The sequence below is a fragment of the Serratia sp. LTN-2 genome (assembly GCF_059740205.1).
On record NZ_JCAXDO010000001.1, the window covers coordinates 134102 to 156572 of the forward strand.

Consider the following 22471-nt stretch of genomic DNA (forward strand, 5'->3'; position numbering starts at 1 on the left):
AAACGGAATGTAGCGATGTGGTTGCTGCGCGATTAACGCTGCGCATCCGTCGCTTTCAACGACGCCGGCCGCATGTCCTGCCAGTGCGTTTCGATGTAGTCGATGCATTCACCGCGCGCCGCCGGCCCCATCAGCACTCGCCACCCCGGCGGCGTATCGGCAAACTGCGGCCACAGCGAATACTGCTGCTGCGCATTGATCAATACGGAGAAACGGAGACTTTCGTCATCGAACGGGTTTTGTTGTTCCTGAGTCATTTGCCTTACCAGTCTGTCAACATGTGTGGGTTATTTCATCGCGCAAAGCAGTTGGCGCACGCCGTCCACCAGGCCGCCGCGCCAGCACAGCGCATCGTGGCCGCCGGAAAACACGCGATAATCGGCGCGGTGCCCCGCCGCCGTCAGCGCCTCGTGCATCTGGCGATTGACGAATTCGATGTCCGCCTCGCGATCGCCGGCTTGCTGGAGCACGGTGAGCGTGGGTGCCGCCGCGCGGCGTTGCCGAACCTGGCGTATCAGCCAGCCTTCCTCCAGCTCGTGGCGCTTTTCGAACTGGGTAACGAACTGCACCGTGGGCCACCAGAAAGAGCCGGACTGGCTCAGCACGTGGCCGAAGCGTTCTGGCCAGTGCAGGCCGGCGTACAGCGCCGCCAGCCCGCCGTAGCTCTGGCCGGCGACCACGGTGCGCGCGCCCGCCTCGCTGAAGGGTTCGCGCCGCTGCGCCTGCGGCAACAGTTCGTCGATTACCGCCTGCCAGAAAGCGGCGTTGCAAGGCAGTTCGTTTTCCCGGTGTTCGCCATCGATCGCATCGATCAGCAGCCAACATGCCGGCGGCAGCTGCCCTTTTGCGGTCTCGTTCTCGATCACCGGCAACAGCGCGTGCCTCTCGATCCAGTTTTGGCCATCGAGCAGCAGCACCAGTGGACGCTCCGCTTTCACCTCGGCGTCGCCGCTGGCATACAGCCAGACGCGCCGTTGGGTGCCCAGCCGTTCGCTGCGCCACTGCAAGAGCTGTAGCCGCGTTTGTTCCAGCGGCCGATCGGCGGCCTGCCAGGCGCTTTGGTCGTCGGCATCCGGCCCCTGGGCCAGGGAAACCGGGCGCAGGCGATGCGAAGGCCCCAGCGAGAGGCGATTCAGCGGATCGGCGATCGCCAGCGGGAACAAAGAGATCCACCAGGCGCGCTGCTGGCGATCGCGCAGCGTTTCTTCGTCGCTGAATACCGGGGGAAGCTCCCGGTCGGTGATGGGGATCAGGCTGTAGCCGCCGCGCCAGCGGCGATCGATAACGGCCGCGCCGTACCAAACGTCGGTGCCGGGGAGCCGGGTCAGGCTGCTGGGAGACGTGCTGTGGTGATCGGTAATGCCGTTGATATCGGCATAGACGCGACGTATCGGCGAGCACTGCTCATCGCCGGCAGGGTCGCGCCATAGCCAGGTCATTTTGACGTGGCTGTCGTCGTACGGCTCGACGATGGGCGTGCCGTGAGCGGCAACCTTCTGCCACCATGCGCGCTGCCCTGCCGTCTCTTCACGCAGCCATTGCGCCGCCAATCCCTCATGACCGTTGTCTGGCCTCTTTTCCGGCAAAAACTCCATAGCGCCCCTTACATAACATGAGTGATTTTTACAAAACCTGACAATCGTATTGATACTCATTATCATTTTCAATACTATTTGTCGGATTTTTACCGTCGTGCAAACACGACGCTTCCGCGTTGATGAGGCAAAGCACGCTCGTCGGCATTTCGGGGTTTATCAGGGTGGCATGACACACAAAAGCAGGTATTCAGGAGAGATAATGAAGATTAAAAACAAAGGGATGGACAACAAAAATGCCGAGGCGATGTCCGCCAGGCGTTTGTTGCTGGGATCGGCGCTGGCTTTACTGCCCTTCGCGCAAAGCGCGTCGGCCGCGGCGGACGAGACGATTTTGGTGACCGCCGACGCGCAAAACAGCGTGACCGCGCCGGTCAAAGGGATCGTCGCCAAAGAGAGCGCCGCCGGCACCAAAACCGCCGTCCCGCTGCGCAAGACGCCGCAGTCTATCTCCGTGGTCACGCGCGAACAAATGAACGACCAGGAACCGGCGTCGGTCGCCGACGCGCTGAACTACACCAGCGGGGTAATCACCACCTACCGCGGCAACTCCAACCGCAATGACGAAGTGATCAGCCGTGGCTTCCGCTATGCGCCCAAGCTGCTCGACGGCCTGCACTTTGGCCTCTCGAGCCAAAACGGCGGCGCCGGGCAGATCGATCCCTGGCTGCTGGAGCGCGTGGAGATGGTGCACGGCCCGGCCGGCGTGCTGTACGGTCAGGTCAGCCCCGGCGGCGTGGTAGTGATGACCAGCAAGCGCCCTACCGCCCAGAGCATTCACGAAGTTAAATTCAGCACCGGCAACCGCCATCTGGCGGAAACGGCGTTCGATTTCGGCGGCAAGCTCAACGACGACAACACCCTGTTCTACCGCCTGAACGGCATCGCCAGAACCGAACATGAGTTCGTCAAAGACAGCAAGCAGCAACGGGTGGCTATCGCCCCGGCCTTCACCTGGCTGCCGAACGAAGACACCAGCTTTACGCTGCTGACCAGCTACCAGAACGATCCGAAAGCCGGGTCGCGCAACTTCCTGCCGCGCGCCGGCACGCTGTTCCCGACCAGCGCGGGCTACGTGCCTTACGATTTCAACGTCAGCGAGCCCAGCTTCAACAAGTCGCGGCGCGAGCAGGCGTCGATCGGTTACAGCCTCGAGCATAACTTCAACGATGCGCTGTCGTTTACCCAGAACCTGCGCTTCACCCACCGCGATGAAGACTATAAATATCTGGTTTATAACGTAAACTCGAAGGTCAACGACCACACCGTCACCCGCATGGCGCAGCATGAAACGCAGATGACCAACGAGTTTGGCGTGGATAACCAGCTGAAGGGCCTGTTCGATACCGGCGAGGTGAAACACACCGTGCTGGGCGGGCTGGATTATCGTTACAGCCATATCGATTCGAAGATGTATCGCGATCGCGGCAACGACTACCCGATCGACTGGGCTAACCCGACGCATAGCAGCATTGATGGCAGCGCGCTGACGCTGGCTTCCAGCGACTTGAAAACGCTGAATCAGGTTGGGGTGTATCTGCAGGACCAGCTGGAGTGGAATGACTGGAACCTGCTGCTGTCCGGCCGCCAGGACTGGTCGCAGGTCAACACCCGCGATCGCACCGTCGGCGGTAAAGAGCAGACTTACAACGATGCGCAATTTACCGGCCGCGCGGGGCTGCTTTACGCCTTTGATAACGGTATTTCGCCGTATGTCAGCTACAGCACCTCGTTCGATCCTAACCTGTATCCGAGCGCGCCGGGCGCCGATCCGCTCAAGCCGACCACCGGCAAGCAAACCGAGGTGGGCGTGAAGTACCAGATCCCGGGCGGCAACACGCTGTTGACCCTCTCCTGGTTCGACATTACCCAACGCAACGTGGCGTCCTATAACCGTCTCACCTCCACCTACGAGCAGATTGGCGAGGTGAAATCCAAGGGGATTGAGGCGGAAGTGCACGCTCAGCCGACGCCGGAGATCAAGCTGACCGCCGCCTATACCTACACCGACGTGGTGACCAAAGACTCCAATTCGGCGGATGAAATCGGCCACAGCCCGGCGGGCATCCCGCGCCATGCGGCATCCGCCTGGGGCAGCTACAGCTTCCTGAGCGGTGCGCTGAACGGCCTGACCGTCGGCAGCGGCGTGCGCTACATCGGCGATGCGCCGGCCGACGCCACCGGCCAGTACGACGTGCCGCACTACACGCTGTACGACGCCATGGTGAAGTATGACCTCGGTCAGGCTTCGTCGGCGCTGCGCGGCGCGGCGCTCCAGCTCAACGTGCAGAACCTGACGGACAAGAAATACGTTTCATCGTGCAGCGGCGAGTACGCCTGCTTCTACGGCAGCGGCCGCAGCATTATCGCTTCGGTCAACTACCGCTGGTAACGACAAGGGGCGGCCATCGCCGCCCCTTTCCCGCTTTCTCGCCGCCTTTACTCCTGCTTCAATTCCCGCAGATGTTTGTACACCGTGGCGCGCCCCATCGACAGCACGTTGGCGATGTAATCCGCCGCGCTTTTAGCCTTGAACGCCCCCTGATGATAGAGATCGCTGACCAGGCGACGCTTCTGCTCGCGGCTCAGCGCGCCGAGTGCAGCGTTCTCGCGCCGCAGCCAGTCATGCAGGAAGGTGTTGATCTTCTCCTGCCAGTCGTCTTTGAACAGCTGTTGCGGCTGCGGCTGCAATCGCGTGACCGATAAAAACATATCCAGCGCGTTGCGGGCATCCTCGAACATCGCGGTGCTCAGGTTGATGCACAGCAGATAGCTCGGGTTGCCCTGCTCGTCGCGCGCGGCGATGCTCACCGAACGCATCTTTTTGCCGTCCCAGTTCAGCTTTTCATAGGGGCCGGTCACGCTGACGTCGTCGTCGAGCGTGAAGTCCTCCAGCCCGGCGTCATCGCCCGGCTTGCGTTTCGACAGGTTGTTCGCCAGATAGGCTATCTTGTTGGTGGTCAAATCGTGGATCACCACTTCCGCATTCGGGAAAAACAGCGCCGCGATGCCGTCGGCGACCGACCGCAAAAGTTCGAGTTGAGAAGAAGTGTTCGGCACGCTGGGGTGTCTCCGTATAGCCCGGTTTGGTTTGCTGTTCAGCCGCTTAGCATACCGCAGTTGCCGCCGCTTGCCGAGTGGGCCGGCGGCGGCCGCGCCTGCTTCGCCGGTTATTCCGCCTCGGCGCCGTGCTGATAAAACACGTAGCTCTCGCGCGCCAGACTGTCGCGCACCCGATAACGCCAGACCAGGCCAAGCGCGGTAAACCAGAGTGGCATGCTGCACAGCGCGATCAGCGTATCGCGATCGAACACCATCAGCACCAGCGTAAAGGCGAAGAACGCCAGCGTCAGCCAGGCCATCACGACCCCGCCCGGCATTTTGAAGTGGGAAGCGGCATGCAGTTCCGGTCGTTTCTGGCGATACACCAGATAAGCGACCAAAATCATGCCCCAGCTGTAAACCACCAGGATCGCCGCCACGGTGGAGACGATGGTGAACAGCGTCATCACGTTCGGCACCAGCACCAGCAGCAAGGTGCCGGCCACCATGCAGAAGCAGGAAAACAGCAGGCTGCGGATCGGAATGGCGGTGGTGCGCGACAGGATGCGGAACTGGCCGTGGGCGTGCTTTTCCATCGACAGGCTGTACAGCATGCGGGTGCTGGAATAGACCCCGCTGTTGGCCGAGGACATCGCCGAGGTCAGCACCACAAAGTTGATTATCGCGGCGGCGGCCGGCAGCCCCGCCTGATCGAACAGCATCACGAACGGGCTGCTGTCCGGTGAGATATGGCTCCACGAGGTAACGGCGATAATGGTCAGCATCGAGCACACGTAGAAGACGATGATGCGCGCCGGGATGGCGTTGATCGCCTTCGGCAGCACCTTCTCGGGGTTTTTGGCCTCCGCCGACATCGTGCCCAGCAGTTCGATGCCGGTGCAGGAGAAAATGGCGATCTGGAAACCGGCGAAGAAACCGAAGATGCCGTGCGGCATGAAAATGGCGGGATCGGTGACGTTATGCAGCGATGCGGTCACGCCGTCCGGCGAGGTCCAGCCGCTGAACACCATCCAGGCGCCGGTGGCGATCAGCGCGACGATCGCCACCACCTTGATCATGGCGAACCAGAATTCGGCCTCGCCGAACATCTTGACCGACAGCATGTTGAACAGACACAGGAACCCCAGCGTCAACAGCGCCGGTAGCCAGGGCGAAACGTTCGGCAGCCAATATTGCACATAGCCGCCGCACACCACCACGTCGGCGATGCAGGTCACCACCCAGCTCAGCCAGTAGGACCAACCGAGAAAAAAGCTGGCGCGCGGCCCCAGGTATTCCGAGACGAAATCGGCGAACGAGCGGTAATCGAGCCGGGTGAGCAGCAGCTCCCCCATCGCTCTCATCACCATAAACATGAAAAAGCCGACGATGGCGTAAGTCAGCACGATGGAGGTGCCCGACAGCGCGATGGTCTTACCGGAGCCCATAAACAGCCCGGTGCCGATGGCGCCGCCGATCGAAATCAGTTGAATGTGGCGCGCACTCAGTCCGCGCTGCAGGGTTTGGGCACAGTGAGGCCCCTCGGCTGAACCTGGGCTCAGCCGATCGCAGTGGTTTTTTGTCATGGTGTTACCTGTCCGTCGTTAAGGCGATTAAGCAACCGATGTGCGGTTGCAGCAGGAATGAAACGCCCGAGGGCGCTCTAACCGGCAAAAAAATTCAGACCAAACGCTGCCCGCCCCGTTGTGACAGGGAGGTAATAATAATGGATGCCTGGAAAATGCTCGCGTGAGCCGTCGTATCGCCCACGTTTGGCGTACAAAGCCCGAGCGTGGTGGGTAAACTCTAAAATATCAAATGGTTATGCTTTCCCTTGTGCAACAAAAAAACGACGCCGGAGCCGTTTTAACATGAATTTAACTCTGGCGAGGGGAAATGCCATTGTCAACATGGCAGTTAAATAAAATGAAACTTTTTGATCACATTCAAGCTTCTGAAAAATAGATAAAAAGGCTTTTTATGCGTTTTATATGCATAAAGTATGCATGTTCACGCTCACTGCCGAATAAAAGTAATTAACTATTCATTTATGCTCGGCGGGCGGCGAAAAACCGTCCGCTGGCCCGATGAGCGAGGGGCTAACAACCGGCATAATTAGTGGTAAATTAAGCGTCGCAAAGTGTTATGCGCTTGCTAATCCACGGTTAAACGAAATAAATACCTCTAATATATAAAGGTTGGTTATGGAAAAGCTATCCTACGCTTCAGACAGCAGCACCACCGCTTGGGCTACATATCTGCAACAAATCGATCGCGTCGCCCCTTACCTCGGCGAGCTGTCACGCTGGGTTGATACGCTGCGTCACCCTAAGCGCGCTTTGATTGTCGATATCCCGCTGCAGATGGACGATGGCACCATCCGCCACTTCGAAGGCTTCCGCGTACAGCACAACCTGTCGCGCGGGCCGGGTAAAGGCGGTATCCGCTTCCACCCTGACGTCGATCTGAACGAAGTGATGGCCCTGTCCGCCTGGATGACCATCAAGTGTGCCGCAGTCAACCTGCCGTACGGCGGCGCCAAGGGCGGCATCCGCGTCGACCCGTTCAAACTGTCTGAAGGTGAACTGGAGCGACTGACCCGCCGCTACACCAGCGAAATCGGCTTCATCATTGGGCCACAGAAAGACATTCCTGCGCCGGACGTCGGCACCAACGCCAAAGTGATGGCCTGGATGATGGACACCTACTCCATGAACCACGGCACCACCATCACCGGCGTGGTCACCGGCAAGCCAATCCACCTCGGCGGCTCTCTGGGCCGTGAGAAAGCGACCGGCCGCGGCGTGTTCGTCACCGGCAGCGAAGTGGCCAAGCGTCTGGGCGTGCAGATCGAAGGCGCCAAAGTGGCGGTGCAAGGCTTCGGTAACGTGGGCAGCGAAGCGGCGCGCCTGTTCGTCGGCGTCGGCGCTCGCGTCGTCACCATCCAGGACCACTCCGCCACCCTGTTCAACGCCAACGGCATCGACCTGACCGCGCTGACCGAATACCAGGCCAAGCACAAGCAGATCGCCGGTTTCCCTGGCGCCAGCGAGATCGAAAGCGAAGCGTTCTGGTCGGTTGACATGGACATCCTGATCCCGGCTGCGTTGGAAGGCCAAATCACCCGCCAGCGCGCCGAAATCCTCAGCGCCAAGCTGGTGCTGGAAGGTGCTAACGGCCCGACCTTCCCGGATGCGGACGACATTCTGCGCTCCCGCAACATCACCGTGGTGCCTGACGTTATCTGTAACGCCGGCGGCGTAACGGTCAGTTACTTCGAGTGGGTGCAGGACATGGCGAGCTACTTCTGGAGCGAGTCCGAAATCAACGAGCGCATGGACAAGATCATGACCGACGCGATGGTTCATGTCTGGAACAAGGCTGAAGAGAAAGAGTGCAGCCTGCGCACCGCCGCTTACATCGTGGCTTGTGAGCGCATCCTGACCGCACGTAAAGAGCGCGGCATCTACCCTGGTTGATGCCCGTTTCCCGGCCTGCTTCGGCAGGCCGGATTTTCCTCAACGCAAACAGCGCTTCAATACCTTACCGGTACTGGTCATCGGCAAACGTTCGACGAATTCAATGATGCGCGGATATTTGTACGCCGCCAGCCTCTCCTTGCTCCAGGCGATCAGCGTCTCCTCCTCGACCGGCTCCTCGCTCTCCTTCAGCACCACCACCGCTTTGATCTCTTCGCCCAGCGACGGATGCTCTACGCCGATCACCGCCACCAACGACACCGCCGGATGGCGAATCAACGCCTCTTCAATCTCGCGCGGATAGACGTTGAAGCCGCCGCGAATGATCATGTCCTTGGCCCGATCGACGATAAAATAGAAGCCGTCGGCGTCGCGGCGCGCCAGATCGCCGGTGCGGAACCAGCCGTTCTCCAGCACTTCCGCCGTCGCCTCCGGCCGATTCAGATAGCCCTTCATGATGTTATGGCCACGCACGGCAATCTCCCCCACCTGGTCGACACCGTCGATCGGCCGCCCGACGGCGTCCAGCAAACGCACCTCCACGCCCCAGATCGGCTGGCCGATGGAACCGGGCTTGGTCACCCGATGCGGATGGTTGAAGGTGGCGACCGGGCTGGTTTCCGATAGCCCGTAGCCTTCGTGAATATCGATGCCGAAACGGCGCGAAAAATCCTCCAGAATTTGCACCGGCAGACTGGCGCCGCCGGACACCGCCATGCGCAGCGTGCTGCGCAGGCGTTCGATATCCGTATGCTCGTCGAGCGCATTCAGCAGCGCCCAGTACATGGTCGGCACGCCGGCGAAGAACGTAATCCCGTGCCGCTGCATCAGCGCGATGGCCTGCGCGGCGTCGAAACGCTCGACCAGCACCAGCGTGGCCGCGGAGGCGAAACCGGCGTTCATCTGCACCGACGAACCGAAGGTATGAAACAGCGGCAACGTGACCAGATGGCGATCGGGGCGCGTTTCCGAACCGTCAAACAGCCGCACCGATCCCAGCGCATTGAACACCAGGTTGGCGTGGGTCAGCTCCGCCCCTTTGGCGCGACCGGTGGTGCCGCTGGTGTACAGCACCACCGCCGTGTCGTTTTCCGCCGTCGCCGCCGAAGCGAACTCGCTGGCCTGCGGGGCTATCGCCGCACTGAAACGTTCCCCCTCGAGCGGCAGCCGATCGCCGATGATAAACACCTCGCGGCAGGCCTTCGCCTGCGCCGCGGCATGCAGCGCCTCTTTCCCCAGCGGCAGTCCGCTGTGGCCCTCAAAGCAAAACAGCGCCACGGCGGCGGAATCCGCCAGGTAATAATCGAATTCGGCGCTTTTGAGCAAAATATTGAGCGGCACCACTACCGCGCCGCTTTTGAGAATGCCGTAATAGATCGCCGCAAACTCCGGGCGGTTACTGCAGGCCAACGCCACCCGTTCACCGGGCTGCACGCCGCGCGCGACCAGCAGATTCGCCACGCGGTTAGCCATCTCGTTCAGCGCCCGATAGCTGAGCGGGATATCGTCCTGAATCACCGCCGGCCGTTCCGGCCAGGTGCGCGCACTCTCTTCAAGCAAGGTTGCCAAATTCAGCATCGGGGTTCCTCCCTGGGGTAATGGCGGCGGTTAAAAATGCCGCAGTATCACGAGTATAGATAGGCGTTTCGCGGTTCGCATTCCCAGGGGCGCTGGGCTATACCTTAGGCAATCCCCATCCTGCAGGAGTTGTGATCATGAGCAAGAAAAAGATCCTGATGCTGGTCGGCGACTACGCCGAAGATTATGAAACCATGGTGCCGTTTCAGGCGCTGCAGATGATCGGCCATCAGGTGGATGCCGTGTGTCCCGGCAAAGCCGTCGGTGACTACATCCAGACGGCGATCCACGACTTCGACGGCGCGCAAACCTACAGCGAAAAACCCGGCCATCGCTTTATCCTCAATGCCGACTTTGCCGCCGCTAAAGAAGAACGCTACGACGCACTGCTGATCCCCGGCGGCCGGGCGCCGGAGTACCTGCGTTTGAATCCCGAGGTGATCGCGTTGGTGCAGGCGTTTGACGCCGCGAAAAAACCGATCGCCGCCGTTTGCCATGGCCCGCAGCTGCTGGCCGCGGCCGGCGTGTTGAAAGGCCGCACCTGCAGCGCCTATCCGGCCTGCGCGCCGGAGGTGCGGCTTGGCGGCGGCCATTATGCCGAGATCGGTATCGATCAGGCGCACGTCGACGGCAACCTGGTCACCGCCCCGGCCTGGCCGGCGCATCCGCAGTGGTTGGCGAAGTTTGCCGAGCTGCTGCAACAGTGACGCAGCGCTAGCGGAGCTGCTCGATAAGGAAATGGATATCGTACAGCCAGCGTTTGGCGCGCGCGGAGCGCACCAGCATAGACACGCACAGCGGCCGGGTGTGTTCTTTGCAGGCGGAGGGCGAGAACCAGCGCCCGGTATTGCTCGGCGGCTGGAAATAAAGCTCGTGGTTATAGTTGCTGCTGTCGACGCCGAAGGTGTCGAAGTAGCGGCGCATCAGCGTGTTGGAATCGCTGAACGACAGGTGGAGCGCGGTGTTGATCTCGGTTTCCGGGGTGATTGTCACGCCCTTCTTCAGCCGCCCTGGCGCGTTGAATGCGGCGATTAGCGTGATGACCTGTTGCTGAATGTCTTCTGTCATGACGACCTCGAGCCGGTGTTAATAGGGATAAATGCGTTATTCTGTCTGACTCTGCCCGCCGCGACGAGTTCGGGACGCCGGGCGGGTTTTCTGTTTCTTTACGTTTTCCGGCAGTAAAACGCACGCCGAGGGTTAGCGGCTGAGCGTGGTCTTGTCGGCGATGACGCCGTCCCCCTGCCGTTCGGCGGCGATGCCGCCGCCCAGCACTTTATACAGGGTGGCCTGATTGTCGTACGCAGTCTGCTGTGCGGCGATCAGCGACTGCTGCGCGGTATACAGCGTGCGCTGCGCGTCCAGCAAGGTCAGATAGCTGTCCACGCCCTGACGGTAGCGCAGTTCGGCGAGACGATAATATTGCTGCGCCGCCGTGACATAGCCGTTTTGCGCCGCCAGCTGTTCCTGCAGCGTTGCCTTGCGCGCCAACGCATCGGCGGTTTCCTGAAACGCCGTCTGCACCGCCTTCTCATAGGTGGCGACATACAGATCTCTCTGCGCTTTGCTGTAGTTCAGCTGCGAAGTGTTGTAGCCGCCGCTGAAGATCGGCAGGCTGATGCTCGGCGCAAACGACCAGACGCCCGCCCCGTGGCTGAACAGCGACGAGAGCTCACCGCTGCCCACGCCGCCGCTGGCGGTCAGGCTGATCGAGGGGAAGAACGCCGCGCGGGCCGAACCGATATTGGCGTTGGCGGACTTCAGGTTGTGCTCGGCCTGCAGTACGTCCGGCCGCTGCAACAATACCTGCGAAGAGATGCCGGACGGCAGATCGCGCATGATCCCGCCCAGCGCGTCGATGCCGCCCGGCAGCAGGTTTTCCGGCACGCTTTGCCCCACCGCCAGATCCAGGGCATTTTTCGCCTGTGCGGCGCTGGTGGCGTAACTGGCGGCGTCGGCGCGCGCCTGTTGATAGACGGTCTCCGCCGACGCCACGTCGACCAGCGACGAGATGCCGTGCTGCTGGTTCTTGCGCGTCACCTCCAGCGATCGTTTGGCGCTTTCCATCGTCTGCTGCGCCACCGCCAAATTGCTGCGCTCGGCCGCAACCGCCACCCAGTCGGTGACGATATCGGCGATCAGCGTCAGGCGGGTGCTTTTCGCCGCTTCGGAGTTGGCCAGATAGGTTTCGAACGCCGCCCGCGACAGGCTGGCGTTTTTGCCGAACAGATCCAGTTCAAAGGCGCTGACGCCGGCCTGCGCTTCGTAACTCTGGCTGATGGCCGTGGCATTGCCGTTGCCGGTCAGCGAACGCCCGCGGCTGCCGTCGGCGGTGGCGTTGATCGTCGGCAACAGCGCCGCCCGCTGCTCGCCGTACAGCGCACGCGCCGACGCGATATTAGCGATCGCCTCACGCAGATCGCGGCTGCTGTTCAGCCCCATCGCCACCACCTGCCGCAGCCTGGCGTCCTGCACATACTCGCGCCAGGCGACGTCCGGATAGCTCAGCGCCTGTTTGCCGCCGGCCTCGCCCTGCGGCAGCGTGGCCGCTATCGGCGCCGTCGGCCGCTGATAGTCAGGATCCAGCGAAATACAGCCTGCCAACAGCAGCGGTAAAGTTAACATCATGACTCGTTGCAACACGTTATTCTCCTGCCTGTGGCGGCCGGCTGGCGGCGCGGCGGCTAAACACGCGGCGCACCAGCACATAAAACAGCGGGACGAAAAAGATGGCCAATAGGGTCGCGGTAATGGTGCCGCCGATAATGCCGGTACCGATGGCGATGCGGCTGTTGGCCCCGGCGCCGCTGGATACCGCCAGCGGCAGCACCCCGGCGGTAAACGCCAGCGAGGTCATCAGGATCGGCCGCAGACGCATGCGCGCCGCGTGGATCGCCGCGCCAATCAGCGTTTCACCGCGCTGGTGCATCTCTTCGGCGAACTCGACGATCAAAATGGCGTTTTTCGCCGACAAACCGACGATGGTGAGCAGCGCCACCTGGAAGTAGATATCGTTTTCCAGCCCGCGCAGCGTGATCGCCAGCAGCGAACCGACGATGCCCATCGGCACCACCAACATCACCGCAAACGGAATCGACCAGCTCTCATACAGCGCCGCCAGGCACAGGAACACCACGATGAGCGAAATGGCGTACAGCGACGACGCCTGGCCGCTGGTCAGGCGCTCCTGATAGGAGAGCCCGCTCCAGGAATAGCTGCTGCCGGCGGAGAATTTCGCCGCCAGTTTTTCCATCTCGCTCATCGCCGTGCCGGAGCTGACGCCGGCGGCGCCCTGTCCGGTGATCTCGAACGACGACAGCCCGTTATAGCGCGACAGGTTTTCCGGGCCGTAGATCCAGTGTGAGGAAGCAAAAGCGGAGAACGGCGTCATGCTGCTGTCGCCCGCCGCGTTGGTGCCGCGCACAAACCATTTGTCGAGATCTTCCGGCTTGGCGCGATACGCTACGTCGCCCTGCATATAGACCTTTTTCACCCGGTTGCGATCGATAAAGTCGTTGACGTAGGTGCTGCCGAACGCGCTGCTAAGCGTGCTGTTGACGTCGCCGGCGCTCAGGCCGAGCGCCTGCAGTTTGCCGCTGTCGATCTCCACCTGCAGCTGCGGCGTGTCCGGCAAGGTGTTGGCGCGCACCGCCAACAGCGACGGATTGCCGGCGGCGGCGGCGACGATCTGATCGCGCATCGCCTGCAGTTCGGCGCGGGTAGTCGCCCCTTTGGCCTGCAGCTCGAAGGTAAAGCCGTCGGACTGGCCGAAGCCGTCGATCGCCGGCGGGCTCATGGAGAACACCTGGGCGTCGCGCAGCGAGGCGAAATGCGCCATGGCGCGCTTGGCGATGGCGTCGGCGGTGTTTTCGCTGCCGCCGCGTTGGCTCCAGTCTTTGAGGCTGACAAACGCCATGCCGGCGTTTTGCCCGCTGCCGCTGAAACCGAAGCCGTTGATGGTAAAAATGGTGCTGACGTTGGCCTTTTCCTGTTCGAGGAAATAGGCGGTGACCGCCTCGCTCACCGCCGAGGTGCGGGCGTTGGTTGCGCCGGCCGGCAAGGTGTACTGCACCATGACCGAACCCTGATCCTCATTGGGCAGAAAGCCGGTCGGCAGGCGCAGGTACATCACGGCGGCGGCGATCAGCAGCAGGCCGTACAGCAGCAGGTAGCGCGTCGGCCGGTGGATCACCCTGCCGACCTTGTCGGCGTACTTCTCCTGCAGCCGGTTATAGCCGCGGTTGAATTTACCCAGCAGCCCTTTGTCGGTCTGTTCTTCATGCGACGCTTTCAGCAGCGTGGCGCACAGCGCCGGCGCCAGCGTCAACGCCAGCACGACCGACAGCACCATCGAGGAGACGACGGTGATCGAGAACTGACGGTAGATCACCCCGGTTGAACCGCCGAAGAACGCCATCGGCAGGAACACCGCCGACAGCACCAGCGCGATGCCGACCAGCGCGCCGGTGATCTCGCGCATCGATTTCTCCGTCGCCTCGCGCGGCGGCAGCTTGTCTTCGCGCATCACGCGTTCGACGTTTTCCACCACCACGATGGCGTCGTCCACCAACAGCCCGATCGCCAACACCATGCCGAACAGCGTCAGGGTATTGATCGAGTAGCCGAACGCCGCCAGCACGCCGAAGGTGCCCAGCAACACCACCGGCACGGTGATGGTTGGGATCAGCGTGGTGCGCAGGTTTTGCAGGAACACGAACATCACCACCACCACCAGGACCACCGCCTCGAACAGGGTTTTCACCACCTCCTCGATCGAGATGTTGATGAAGTCGGTGCTGTCTTTCGGGTAGGCCACCTTATAACCGTGCGGCATCGCGCTTTGGTATTCCGCCACTTTGGCCTTCACCAGTTTGGCGGTATTGAGCGCGTTGGCGCCCGCCGCCAGCTTGACCGCGATCCCCGCCGCCGGGTGACCGTTGAGGTGCGCGCTGGCGGAATAGTCTTCGTTGCCGAGCTCAACCCGCGCCACGTCGCCCAAGCGCACCAGCGCGCCACTGCTGTCGCTTTTCAGGATGATATTGCGGAACTGTTCCGGCGTTTGCAGCCGCGACTGCGCCTTCACCGTGGCGGTCAGCTGCTGATCGGCGGCGGCCGGCAGATCGCCGATTTTGCCGGCGGATACCTGGGTGTTTTGCGCCTCGATCGCCGTCTGCACGTCGGACGGCATCAGCGCATAGGCCGCCAGCCTGGTTGGATCCAGCCAGATGCGCATCGCATATTCCGAGCCGAACACCTGCACGTCCCCCACGCCCTCGATGCGCGACAGCGGATCCTGCAGGTTGCTGACCAGGTAGTCGGAAATGTCGGCCATCGTCGCCTTGTCGCTCTCGTCATACAGCCCGACGATCAGCAGGAAGCTGCTCTGGGATTTCTTGACCGTCACGCCCTGGGCAGTGACCGCGCTCGGCAGGCGGCTCTCCGCCTGCTGCACCTTGTTTTGCACCTGCACCTGCGCGATATCCGGATCGGTACCCTGATCAAAGGTGACGTTGATGCTGACCGAGCCGCTGGAACTGCTGGTCGATGAAAAATACAGCAGACCGTCCAGGCCGGTGAGCTGCTGCTCTATCACCTGGGTGACACTGTTTTCCAGCGTTTCCGCATCCGCCCCCGGATAGGTGGCGGAGATGGAGATCTGCGGCGGTGACACGTCCGGGTACTGCGAGATGGGCAACGAATTGATCGACATCAGGCCGCACAGCATGATGATGATGGCGATCACCCAGGCGAACACCGGGCGGCGGATAAAGAACTGCGCCATATTACTGCTCCCCGCTTTGGGCTTTGTCGACCGAGACGGCGACCGGTTTCACCGCCGCGCCGATCGTCACCTTGCTGGTGCCTTCGACGATCAGGCGATCGCCCTCGTTCAGCCCGCTGCCGATCAGCCAGTTACTGCCCACCACCCGCTCGGCGACAACGGTGCGCTGCGCCACTTTGTTTTGCTCGTCCACCACCAACGCGGTGGCTTCGCCCTTGGCGTTACGGGTGATACCCTGCTGCGGCGCCAGAATGGCTTTGGGGTCGACGCCGTTGTCCACCGTGGCGTGCACATACATGCCCGGCAGCAGCTCATGCTCGGGGTTGGGGAACACGGCGCGCAGCGTGACCGAGCCGGTGGCCTCATCCACCGCCACCTCGGTCAGCTCCAGCTTGCCGGCATGGGCATAAGGCGAGCCGTCCTCCAGTTTGATGGCGACCGGCGTCACCGCCCCGCGTTGCAGAGCGGCCTGCTGGCGACGCAGTTTGAGCAACTGGGCGCTGGACTGGGTAAGATCGACATAGATCGGATCCAGCGCGCGGATGGTGGTCAACGCATCGCTTTGGCCGGCGGTCACCAACGCGCCCGGCGTCACCGACGAAATGCCGATGCGCCCGGCGATGGGCGCACGCACCTGGGTATAGCCGAGATTGATGCGCGCCGTTTCCAGCGCCGCCTGATACTGCGCCACCGACGCCACGGCCTGCAGATACGCGGCTTTGGCGTCGTCCGCGTCCTGTTTGGAAACGCCGTTTTCTTTCACCAGCGCCGCATAGCGCTGCGATTTGAGCCGGGTGGATTGCACCGTCGCCTGGGCGTTTTTCAGCTGGGCGGCGGCCTGATCGTAGCTGGCCTGATAGCTGGCGGGGTCAATTTGATACAACACTTGCCCGGCCTTCACCTCCGCCCCCTCGGTGAACAACCGCTGTTTGATGATGCCGTCAACCTGCGGCCGCACGTCGGAGGTCATGGTGGCGTTGACTCGGCCGGTCAGCTCGCTGCTCAGGGTCACTGGCTGGCCGCGCAGCGTGACGACGCCGACCTCCTGCTCACCGCCCGCTCCCGCCGGCGCGCCGGCGTTTTGTCCGTCGCAGGCGGCCAGCAGCAGCGACAGCCCGAGCACCAAAAGCATTTTCCTCTGCATGGCAATACGATCCTATTGAGAATGATTATTCTCAATATATCGAATGCCGGAATTCGCTTCTGAAAGGGTTGCGTAAGGATAGCGTAAAATCTTTTCGGGCTGAAAAACGCGCAGCGTGGTTGATTTACCCTAATCTGCGCGCCAGCGTCAGCGCCAAAACCGTGGCGATGCTGATGCCTGCCGCCCCCAGGAAAACGGCGGATGAGCTACCGGGAATGAACGCCATAAAGGATGACAAGAACTGGCCGGAGAATATCGCCATCGATAAATAGGCCAGATTTCGCCCCCGGGTGCGGGGGTGACTTCGTTCTACGGTCATATGATTAACCAACGGCACCGAGAAGCCGAACCCGCATCCCATCAGAATACCGCCGGCAACAAATGCCGCAGTCCCGTACGCAGAGGCGAAGATCAGATGCGCTGCGGCATAGCAGACAAACGCCGCGCCAAGCGCGCCATTTTCTCTGATTAAAGCCACCAGCCTGGGCATCAGCGCGGCGGCGAAAACGGCGATAAGCGAGATAAACGACAGGAAGTATCCCGTTTGCGCCGCCCCGATATTCATGTGGTGGAAATGCTGCGGGATGACAATGATCCCGGTGAAGAAGCAGATCATGGAAAGCACTGCGGAAAAATAGACCGTTGTTAAGCTGCCGGCGCCGGTGGAACTGGCATCACCGCGCTGAACGCTGTCTGATTCGCCCACATCAGGCTGGCGTTTGGGCACAAACAGCCACTGCATCGCCAGCAACACCCAGGCGACAAGATACAACAGGAAGGGCCACCGCCAGCCGAGCGTCGCCAACAGCCCGCCGATAAACAGAAAGATGACGCCGCCCAGCTCGATCGACATGCCTTGCGAAGCGATCATTTTCAAACGCGCCTGCCCGCTGTAAAAAGCAGAAATCAGACCGGTGCCGGCTGACATCACGATCGCCGTTGCGCCGCCAAGCAGCAGGCGGTCGAGCATCACCGGCCACAAGCCGCGAAGCAACAGCCCCCCCGCCCCAAGCAGGCCATACAACAACAGTCCCCAGCTGAGCGCGGCGTAAGCGCCCGCCCTATCAATAAAACGCCCGGCGAAGGGGCCAAATATCACCACGCCCAACGACGGCACGGTGACCAACCAACTGGCCGCTGAAGGCGTGCCCAACTGATTCGCGATTTCCGTCAAACCAGGAACGATCACGCAACCGACCATGATCGTCAGACAGGCCACGGCCAAGAGCGTAAACGCCGCCATTTTTCTTAATTCACGCATAAAGCGCCTCACTGTGATATCCATTAAATGGATGATTCATCCAATATACGGACGATATTCTTGAGGCTTCCGTTCAACATGTCAACGCGCAAACTGTAAACCGAATGTCAATCCCGCCCTGGCAACGTTCGGCGAACCCCTGCGGTTGCGGTTAGATCGCTGCAATGATTGGCAGGCGCTTTTTGGCAATCCATGCGCTTTGCCATTCAATGAGCGTTGACATCGCCCACATCCGGCAACACAATAATGACCATTATTCGGATATAAAGTCCATTATTCGGATATTCAAAAATCGATATCAACCACACTCCATCCCGCCGTTTCTCAGTCGGCGACAATCTAAGTGAGACGCTCATGAGTAAAGAAATTTCACGTCGTAATATCATCAAGCGCATTCCGCTGTTGGCTGGCGGCGCCTTGCTTTCTCAATCCCTGTTGTCTTCCGCTATCGCGGCACCATCATCCGCCCTACCGGCGGCGGCGCGGAAAGGCGCGTTTACTGATGCGGGCGCTTCGCTCGATAAATCATTGATTTCCTATTATCAGGTGCCGATGCAGAAACGTCTGAAAATCAATGAGAAAGGCATTCAGGGCAAGCCCTACGCCGAGTTCTTCGACAGCAATCTGGATGCGCCCGTAGAGATGATCCGCGCGCTGGAACAGGGGCCGTTGGCAAAAGAACACATTCTTCAACCCACGAAAGCGGGCCTGAAAACCCTATTGGAACGTTTTGACGAGTTTCCGGTATCGGGTTACGCCGTCGTTGAGGAGGGTGGCCCCTGCGCCTATGCGCAAAGCCGCCATATTTTTCCGGGCGTGACCACGGAGATGTTCAAGTGGTGGTTCTGCTGGCACCCGATCGAGAGCGAACGCTACTATCTGTGGTTCCCTCATGCTCATATCCACAACTCGGTTGTCGATCCCAAGCGTCTGGCGGATACCCGTCTGTCCTACGCTGAGCGGCTGTACGGCAACCCGAACCACATTACCGAGTACATTGGCGATAACTATCTGGACGGCGTTATCCATTTCAATGCGCCGGAAAGCTTCGGCGTCGAGAGCGAGTTGCTCAAAAAGCATCGCTTTACCTTTAACGCCAGCGGCATCATCACGCCTTATGATGCGCAATCAACGCCGCTGGTGCTGATGATTCATCTGGGACGCGACACGCCGCAAGGGATGGAAATGGTCAACCGTTACTGGATCGGCACGCATGAATCCTGGGATAGATTCGACAAGTTCCCTGACGGCGGAAAACGCTCGCGCGAATACATCGCAAAAGCGGGGATGACGAAAGCGTCGCTGGAAGGCTTTGCCTATGAAATGGCCGTCCACGATATGACGGAGTTCTCTTCGCTCGGCCGTTTTCTGCCTGAGATTTATGCCCGGTTCGGCAACAGCTGACCGCCGCCTTCCCTCGCCAACGCAGCGCCGGGAGCGAGGCATGCTGGCCCGGGCGTTCAGCACCTGCCAGGCCAAACGCCCCGGCTTGTTATGCCAGCATCGCTTCGATTTCCGCTTTGCACTGCATCAGCGAACCGAGCAGATGGTCAAACTTTTCCTCGAAACGCATGGCTGGAACCGCAATGGATATGGCGTAAAGCTCGTTGACGCCGATATTGAGGTAAACGCCGACGCCGCAGACGCCGCGAGCGTGCTCTTCGCGATCGATGGCGTAACGACGGATCCTGGTCTCCCGAATGTCCTCCAGTATGGATGAGACGGTTCTGAGGGTGTTATCCGTTCTGACATCCGGCTGGCCGCCGAGCAGATCCGTAATTTTTGCGTCAGGCAGCTCGGCCAGAATGGCTTTGCCATGCGCCGTGCAGTGGCACGGAAAGGCGGTGCCAACGGCTGATACGACGCGAAGTTCCTGATCGGAAACAAACTGGCCCACCGATACCGCGTGGCTGCCACGGTAGACACACAAATCGACGGTTTCACGGGTGCGACGGCCCAGCGTTTCCATCGCCGGTCTTGCCAGGGTGATCACATCCGTATGCGCGGAGGCCGCCAGACGGGCGAGCGCCGGCCCTAATTGAACGCCGCCGCTGCCGGTGATGAGCAGCTGTTGCGATTCAAGCGAGGTGACCAAACGGTGTACGGTGGTGCGCGGCAACCCCGTTTCCCGGGATAATTGAGAGATGGTCATGCCCTTCGGTTGAATTTCCAGCGCCCGTAACAGGGTGGCGGCCCGGGCAATTACCTGTGAGCCGCTGTTATCCGCGTCATTACTCATCGCAATGTTCCGAATTGAATGGAGTCAGGCCGAGAGAATACCACAGGATGTCCGCATGTTGGATAGGTTGAACGGGACGCCGGGGCACTCCCTCCCGGCGACCGCGTCAATCAACGCCCTATCACGCGTCGTGTTTCGGCAACTGGCTGGTCACACAGTGAATGCCGCCCCCGCCGGCGGCGATGGCGTCGATCTCCAGCTGCACCACTTTGCGCTGCGGATAGAGCGCCGTCAGCAGCTCAAACGCCGCTTTATCCGCCTGCGGATCGCCAAACTCAGGGGCGATCACCGCGCCGTTGATGACGAAGTAATTGATGTAGCCCGCCGCAAAATCGGGATTGTTGCGGCTGAAACGACTGTCGCGCGGCGCCAGCGGCGGCGAAAGCGTATGCACCTGCAGCTTGCGGCCGTCGGCGTCGGTCGCCTGCTTGAGGATCGCCAGATGCGCCTGGGTGACCGCATGATCATAAGAATCCGGATCGGTATCCAGGTTGGCCACCACCACGCCCGGCCGCACGAAGCGAGCGTAAAAATCGACGTGGGCGTCGGTAATGTCCCGGCCTTTGATCCCCGGCAACCAGATAATTTTACGCAGGCCGAGCATCGCCTTCAGCTCCTGCTCCACCCGATCGCGGTTCCAGCCTGGATTACGGTTTGCATTCACCCAACTGCTCTCGGTCATGATGCCGGTGCCGCGCCCATCCACCTCAATACCGCCGCCTTCGCCCACCAGCGCGCTGCGGCGCGGTTGAGCGACGCCGTATTTTTTGGCGGCGAACGCCGCCAGACGCGCATCCTTGGCATGCCGCTGTTTATTGCCCCAACCGTTGAAGTTGAAATCCACCGCGCCCAGCGCACCGGCGTCGTTAACGACGAAATTGGCGCCAATGTCACGCATCCAGATGTCATCCAGCTCGGTGACGACATAGCTGACGTTCTGGCTGCCGCAGGTGGCCTCCGCCAGCTGCCGTTCGTGCGCGCGGCAAAATACCGTCAGCGGCTGAAACTCGGCGATGGCACGGGCGATGCGCCCCTGCGCCGCCTGTACATCCGCCGTGAATCCGCCCCAGATGGCCTTCTGGGCGCCGAAGGCGAGAAACGCCCGCAGCTGAGGTTCCCCTTCGTCGGGCATCCGCCAGGCCGGATTAAGCGCAGCTTGTGCGTGACCGCGTAATGGAAAGCCCAACGATGCCGTCAAGCCGACGCCGGCCACTGCCGAAAGCTGCTTGATGAAGGTGCGACGCGATGACATAAACAACCTCTTTTAATTAATTTAAATTCAAACAGTTAACCGGGAATCTCACTCTCCGGCAATTGAATCTCATGCTAGTCTTCCCAGGCTGCCGCAACAAACGATATATTTAGTGGATATCTGATTAGACAGGCTTATCGATAATGTTAAAACACTGGCCCCCTCTGAACGCCCTGCGCGGTTTTGAAGCGGCGGCGCGTCTGGGCAGTTTTCATCAGGCCGCCGAAGAGCTGCACCTTACCCAGTCGGCGATCAGCCAGCAAATCCGCAGCCTTGAGGCATTTTTGGAACAGCCGCTGTTCTTTCGCACCGGCCGCAGCGTAACGCTGACCGACGCCGGCCAGGATCTGTTCAGCACCGCGCAGGTGATGCTGCAACAGCTGGCCGTCGGTATTCGCCGTCTGGATCAGTACCGCAAACCCAATCAGCTGATCGTCAACACTACGCCGGCCTTTGCCCGTCACTGGCTGACGCCGCGGCTGGGCGAGTTCAATCAGCGGCATCCGCAGGTCGATCTGTGGCTGTTCACCAGCTTCGAACCGCCGGATATGGCGACGGACAGCGTCGATCTGGCGATCCGCGACGATCTCAGCGCGCAGGCGGACTGCTCCTTTAAGGTTCTCTGCACCGACCGGCTTTATCCCGCCTGCCATCCCAGCCTATTGACGCTGACGGCGGAGCAGCGCGTCACCCTGCACGGCGAACGCGAGATGGACTGGAGCCACTGGACGGTGGCGGGCGGCGCGCACGTCGGTCAGCGCGATAGCGGGCTGAACTTCTCCGATCCCGGCCTGCTGCTGGACGCCGCTTGCCAGGGATTGGGCATCGCATTGGTCAGCCAGCTGCTGGCGCAGCACGCGCGCGACGCCGGGCTGCTGCAACCGTTAACCCAACAGCGGGTGCGCGGCGCTAACTGGGCGTGGCTGCTGCACCGCGACAGCGAACACAACCCGCTCGCCCGACAGTTCTGCCAGTGGCTGTTGTCGGCCCTGCCTGCCGGCGCATAACGCGCCACGTCACGATTCGCTATTCCGGTCAGGCGCCGCCGCCTGACCGCTGCTACCTTCAATAAAGCGCCGCAACAGTCTAAAGAATACGC

17 protein-coding genes are annotated in these 22471 nt (G+C 61.0%); 5 read left to right on the plus strand and 12 right to left on the minus strand.

Annotated elements, in window-relative coordinates; all coding sequences use genetic code 11:
* Window positions 1-32: 32 nt before the first annotated feature.
* Together AC6BYQ_RS00650 and fes are read right to left on the minus strand one after the other, a co-directional pair.
* Window positions 33-257: an MbtH family protein gene (locus tag AC6BYQ_RS00650; protein WP_019455380.1), complete on the minus strand. Its 225-nt coding sequence runs from the start codon at window positions 255-257 to the stop codon at window positions 33-35.
* Between the two features lie 30 nt (window positions 258-287).
* Window positions 288-1595 (minus strand): enterochelin esterase, encoded by a 1308-nt coding sequence (gene fes, locus AC6BYQ_RS00655; protein ID WP_498056090.1) that lies wholly within the window; start codon window positions 1593-1595, stop codon window positions 288-290.
* A 202-nt stretch (window positions 1596-1797) separates the two neighbouring features.
* On the opposite strand from fes, the gene AC6BYQ_RS00660 reads away from it, so the two are divergent.
* Window positions 1798-3987, plus strand: a complete 2190-nt coding sequence (locus AC6BYQ_RS00660; RefSeq protein ID WP_498056091.1) for a TonB-dependent siderophore receptor — start codon at window positions 1798-1800, stop codon at window positions 3985-3987.
* 47 nt (window positions 3988-4034) lie between these two features.
* On the opposite strand, the gene AC6BYQ_RS00665 is transcribed toward AC6BYQ_RS00660, so the two are convergent.
* Both AC6BYQ_RS00665 and AC6BYQ_RS00670 read right to left on the minus strand, forming a co-directional pair.
* On the minus strand, window positions 4035-4655 hold the full coding sequence (locus AC6BYQ_RS00665; protein WP_309531241.1) for a helix-turn-helix transcriptional regulator: 621 nt from the start codon (window positions 4653-4655) through the stop codon (window positions 4035-4037).
* Window positions 4656-4765: 110 nt separating this feature from the next.
* Entirely contained in the window at window positions 4766-6223 is a 1458-nt protein-coding gene (locus AC6BYQ_RS00670) for an amino acid permease (protein WP_498056092.1), read from the minus strand.
* A gap of 618 nt (window positions 6224-6841) precedes the next feature.
* Here AC6BYQ_RS00670 and AC6BYQ_RS00675 point away from each other — a divergent pair.
* Entirely contained in the window at window positions 6842-8116 is a 1275-nt protein-coding gene (locus AC6BYQ_RS00675; RefSeq protein WP_019455385.1) for a Glu/Leu/Phe/Val family dehydrogenase, read from the plus strand.
* 39 nt (window positions 8117-8155) lie between these two features.
* Here AC6BYQ_RS00675 and AC6BYQ_RS00680 read toward each other — a convergent pair whose 3' ends face one another.
* Window positions 8156-9694: a long-chain-fatty-acid--CoA ligase gene (locus AC6BYQ_RS00680; protein ID WP_498056093.1), complete on the minus strand. Its 1539-nt coding sequence runs from the start codon at window positions 9692-9694 to the stop codon at window positions 8156-8158.
* Between the two features lie 137 nt (window positions 9695-9831).
* Between AC6BYQ_RS00680 and AC6BYQ_RS00685 the strand changes: the two genes are divergently transcribed.
* Window positions 9832-10401 carry a DJ-1/PfpI family protein gene (locus AC6BYQ_RS00685; RefSeq protein ID WP_498056094.1) on the plus strand — a complete coding sequence of 190 codons (570 nt, stop codon included), beginning with the start codon at window positions 9832-9834 and terminating at the stop codon, window positions 10399-10401.
* A gap of 7 nt (window positions 10402-10408) precedes the next feature.
* Here the strand turns inward: AC6BYQ_RS00685 and AC6BYQ_RS00690 are convergent, their stop codons facing one another.
* From AC6BYQ_RS00690 to AC6BYQ_RS00710, 5 genes are all read right to left on the minus strand, one after another.
* On the minus strand, window positions 10409-10762 hold the full coding sequence (locus AC6BYQ_RS00690; RefSeq protein WP_019455388.1) for a DUF1493 family protein: 354 nt from the start codon (window positions 10760-10762) through the stop codon (window positions 10409-10411).
* A gap of 132 nt (window positions 10763-10894) precedes the next feature.
* Window positions 10895-12337 (minus strand): efflux transporter outer membrane subunit, encoded by a 1443-nt coding sequence (locus AC6BYQ_RS00695; protein WP_498056095.1) that lies wholly within the window; start codon window positions 12335-12337, stop codon window positions 10895-10897.
* A gap of 1 nt (window position 12338) precedes the next feature.
* Window positions 12339-15476, minus strand: coding sequence for an efflux RND transporter permease subunit (locus tag AC6BYQ_RS00700; RefSeq protein WP_019455390.1), 3138 nt, complete (start codon window positions 15474-15476; stop codon window positions 12339-12341).
* Between the two features lies 1 nt (window position 15477).
* Complete coding sequence (locus tag AC6BYQ_RS00705; RefSeq protein ID WP_498056096.1) at window positions 15478-16620, minus strand: efflux RND transporter periplasmic adaptor subunit; 1143 nt, start codon at window positions 16618-16620, stop codon at window positions 15478-15480.
* Between the two features lie 124 nt (window positions 16621-16744).
* Window positions 16745-17863 (minus strand): MFS transporter, encoded by a 1119-nt coding sequence (locus AC6BYQ_RS00710; protein ID WP_498056097.1) that lies wholly within the window; start codon window positions 17861-17863, stop codon window positions 16745-16747.
* Between the two features lie 372 nt (window positions 17864-18235).
* On the opposite strand from AC6BYQ_RS00710, the gene AC6BYQ_RS00715 reads away from it, so the two are divergent.
* A complete protein-coding gene (locus tag AC6BYQ_RS00715; protein ID WP_019455393.1) occupies window positions 18236-19285 on the plus strand; it encodes a DAPG hydrolase family protein in 1050 nt (349 codons plus the stop codon).
* An 88-nt stretch (window positions 19286-19373) separates the two neighbouring features.
* On the opposite strand, the gene AC6BYQ_RS00720 is transcribed toward AC6BYQ_RS00715, so the two are convergent.
* Window positions 19374-20120, minus strand: a complete 747-nt coding sequence (locus tag AC6BYQ_RS00720) for an IclR family transcriptional regulator (protein ID WP_498056098.1) — start codon at window positions 20118-20120, stop codon at window positions 19374-19376.
* A gap of 121 nt (window positions 20121-20241) precedes the next feature.
* The gene (locus AC6BYQ_RS00725) at window positions 20242-21372 is read right to left on the minus strand and encodes an agmatine deiminase family protein (RefSeq protein ID WP_154746225.1); all 1131 of its coding nucleotides are present in this window, start codon (window positions 21370-21372) and stop codon (window positions 20242-20244) included.
* A 143-nt stretch (window positions 21373-21515) separates the two neighbouring features.
* On the opposite strand from AC6BYQ_RS00725, the gene AC6BYQ_RS00730 reads away from it, so the two are divergent.
* Window positions 21516-22379, plus strand: coding sequence for a LysR substrate-binding domain-containing protein (locus AC6BYQ_RS00730; protein WP_019455396.1), 864 nt, complete (start codon window positions 21516-21518; stop codon window positions 22377-22379).
* Window positions 22380-22471 lie beyond the last annotated feature (92 nt).

What these genes read in the sequence shown, in the direction of transcription:
- AC6BYQ_RS00700 (WP_019455390.1), bottom strand. Translation starts at nt 15,476, where the DNA reads ATGGCGCAGTTCTTTATCCGCCGCCCGGTGTTCGCCTGGGTGATCGCC.
- AC6BYQ_RS00725 (WP_154746225.1), bottom strand. Translation starts at nt 21,372, where the DNA reads ATGTCATCGCGTCGCACCTTCATCAAGCAGCTTTCGGCAGTGGCCGGC.
- AC6BYQ_RS00715 (WP_019455393.1), top strand. Translation starts at nt 18,236, where the DNA reads ATGAGTAAAGAAATTTCACGTCGTAATATCATCAAGCGCATTCCGCTG.
- AC6BYQ_RS00730 (WP_019455396.1), top strand. Translation starts at nt 21,516, where the DNA reads ATGTTAAAACACTGGCCCCCTCTGAACGCCCTGCGCGGTTTTGAAGCG.
- AC6BYQ_RS00675 (WP_019455385.1), top strand. Translation starts at nt 6,842, where the DNA reads ATGGAAAAGCTATCCTACGCTTCAGACAGCAGCACCACCGCTTGGGCT.
- AC6BYQ_RS00680 (WP_498056093.1), bottom strand. Translation starts at nt 9,694, where the DNA reads ATGCTGAATTTGGCAACCTTGCTTGAAGAGAGTGCGCGCACCTGGCCG.
- AC6BYQ_RS00685 (WP_498056094.1), top strand. Translation starts at nt 9,832, where the DNA reads ATGAGCAAGAAAAAGATCCTGATGCTGGTCGGCGACTACGCCGAAGAT.
- fes (WP_498056090.1), bottom strand. Translation starts at nt 1,595, where the DNA reads ATGGAGTTTTTGCCGGAAAAGAGGCCAGACAACGGTCATGAGGGATTG.
- AC6BYQ_RS00660 (WP_498056091.1), top strand. Translation starts at nt 1,798, where the DNA reads ATGAAGATTAAAAACAAAGGGATGGACAACAAAAATGCCGAGGCGATG.
- AC6BYQ_RS00710 (WP_498056097.1), bottom strand. Translation starts at nt 17,863, where the DNA reads ATGGCGGCGTTTACGCTCTTGGCCGTGGCCTGTCTGACGATCATGGTC.
- AC6BYQ_RS00705 (WP_498056096.1), bottom strand. Translation starts at nt 16,620, where the DNA reads ATGCAGAGGAAAATGCTTTTGGTGCTCGGGCTGTCGCTGCTGCTGGCC.
- AC6BYQ_RS00650 (WP_019455380.1), bottom strand. Translation starts at nt 257, where the DNA reads ATGACTCAGGAACAACAAAACCCGTTCGATGACGAAAGTCTCCGTTTC.
- AC6BYQ_RS00690 (WP_019455388.1), bottom strand. Translation starts at nt 10,762, where the DNA reads ATGACAGAAGACATTCAGCAACAGGTCATCACGCTAATCGCCGCATTC.
- AC6BYQ_RS00720 (WP_498056098.1), bottom strand. Translation starts at nt 20,120, where the DNA reads ATGAGTAATGACGCGGATAACAGCGGCTCACAGGTAATTGCCCGGGCC.
- AC6BYQ_RS00670 (WP_498056092.1), bottom strand. Translation starts at nt 6,223, where the DNA reads ATGACAAAAAACCACTGCGATCGGCTGAGCCCAGGTTCAGCCGAGGGG.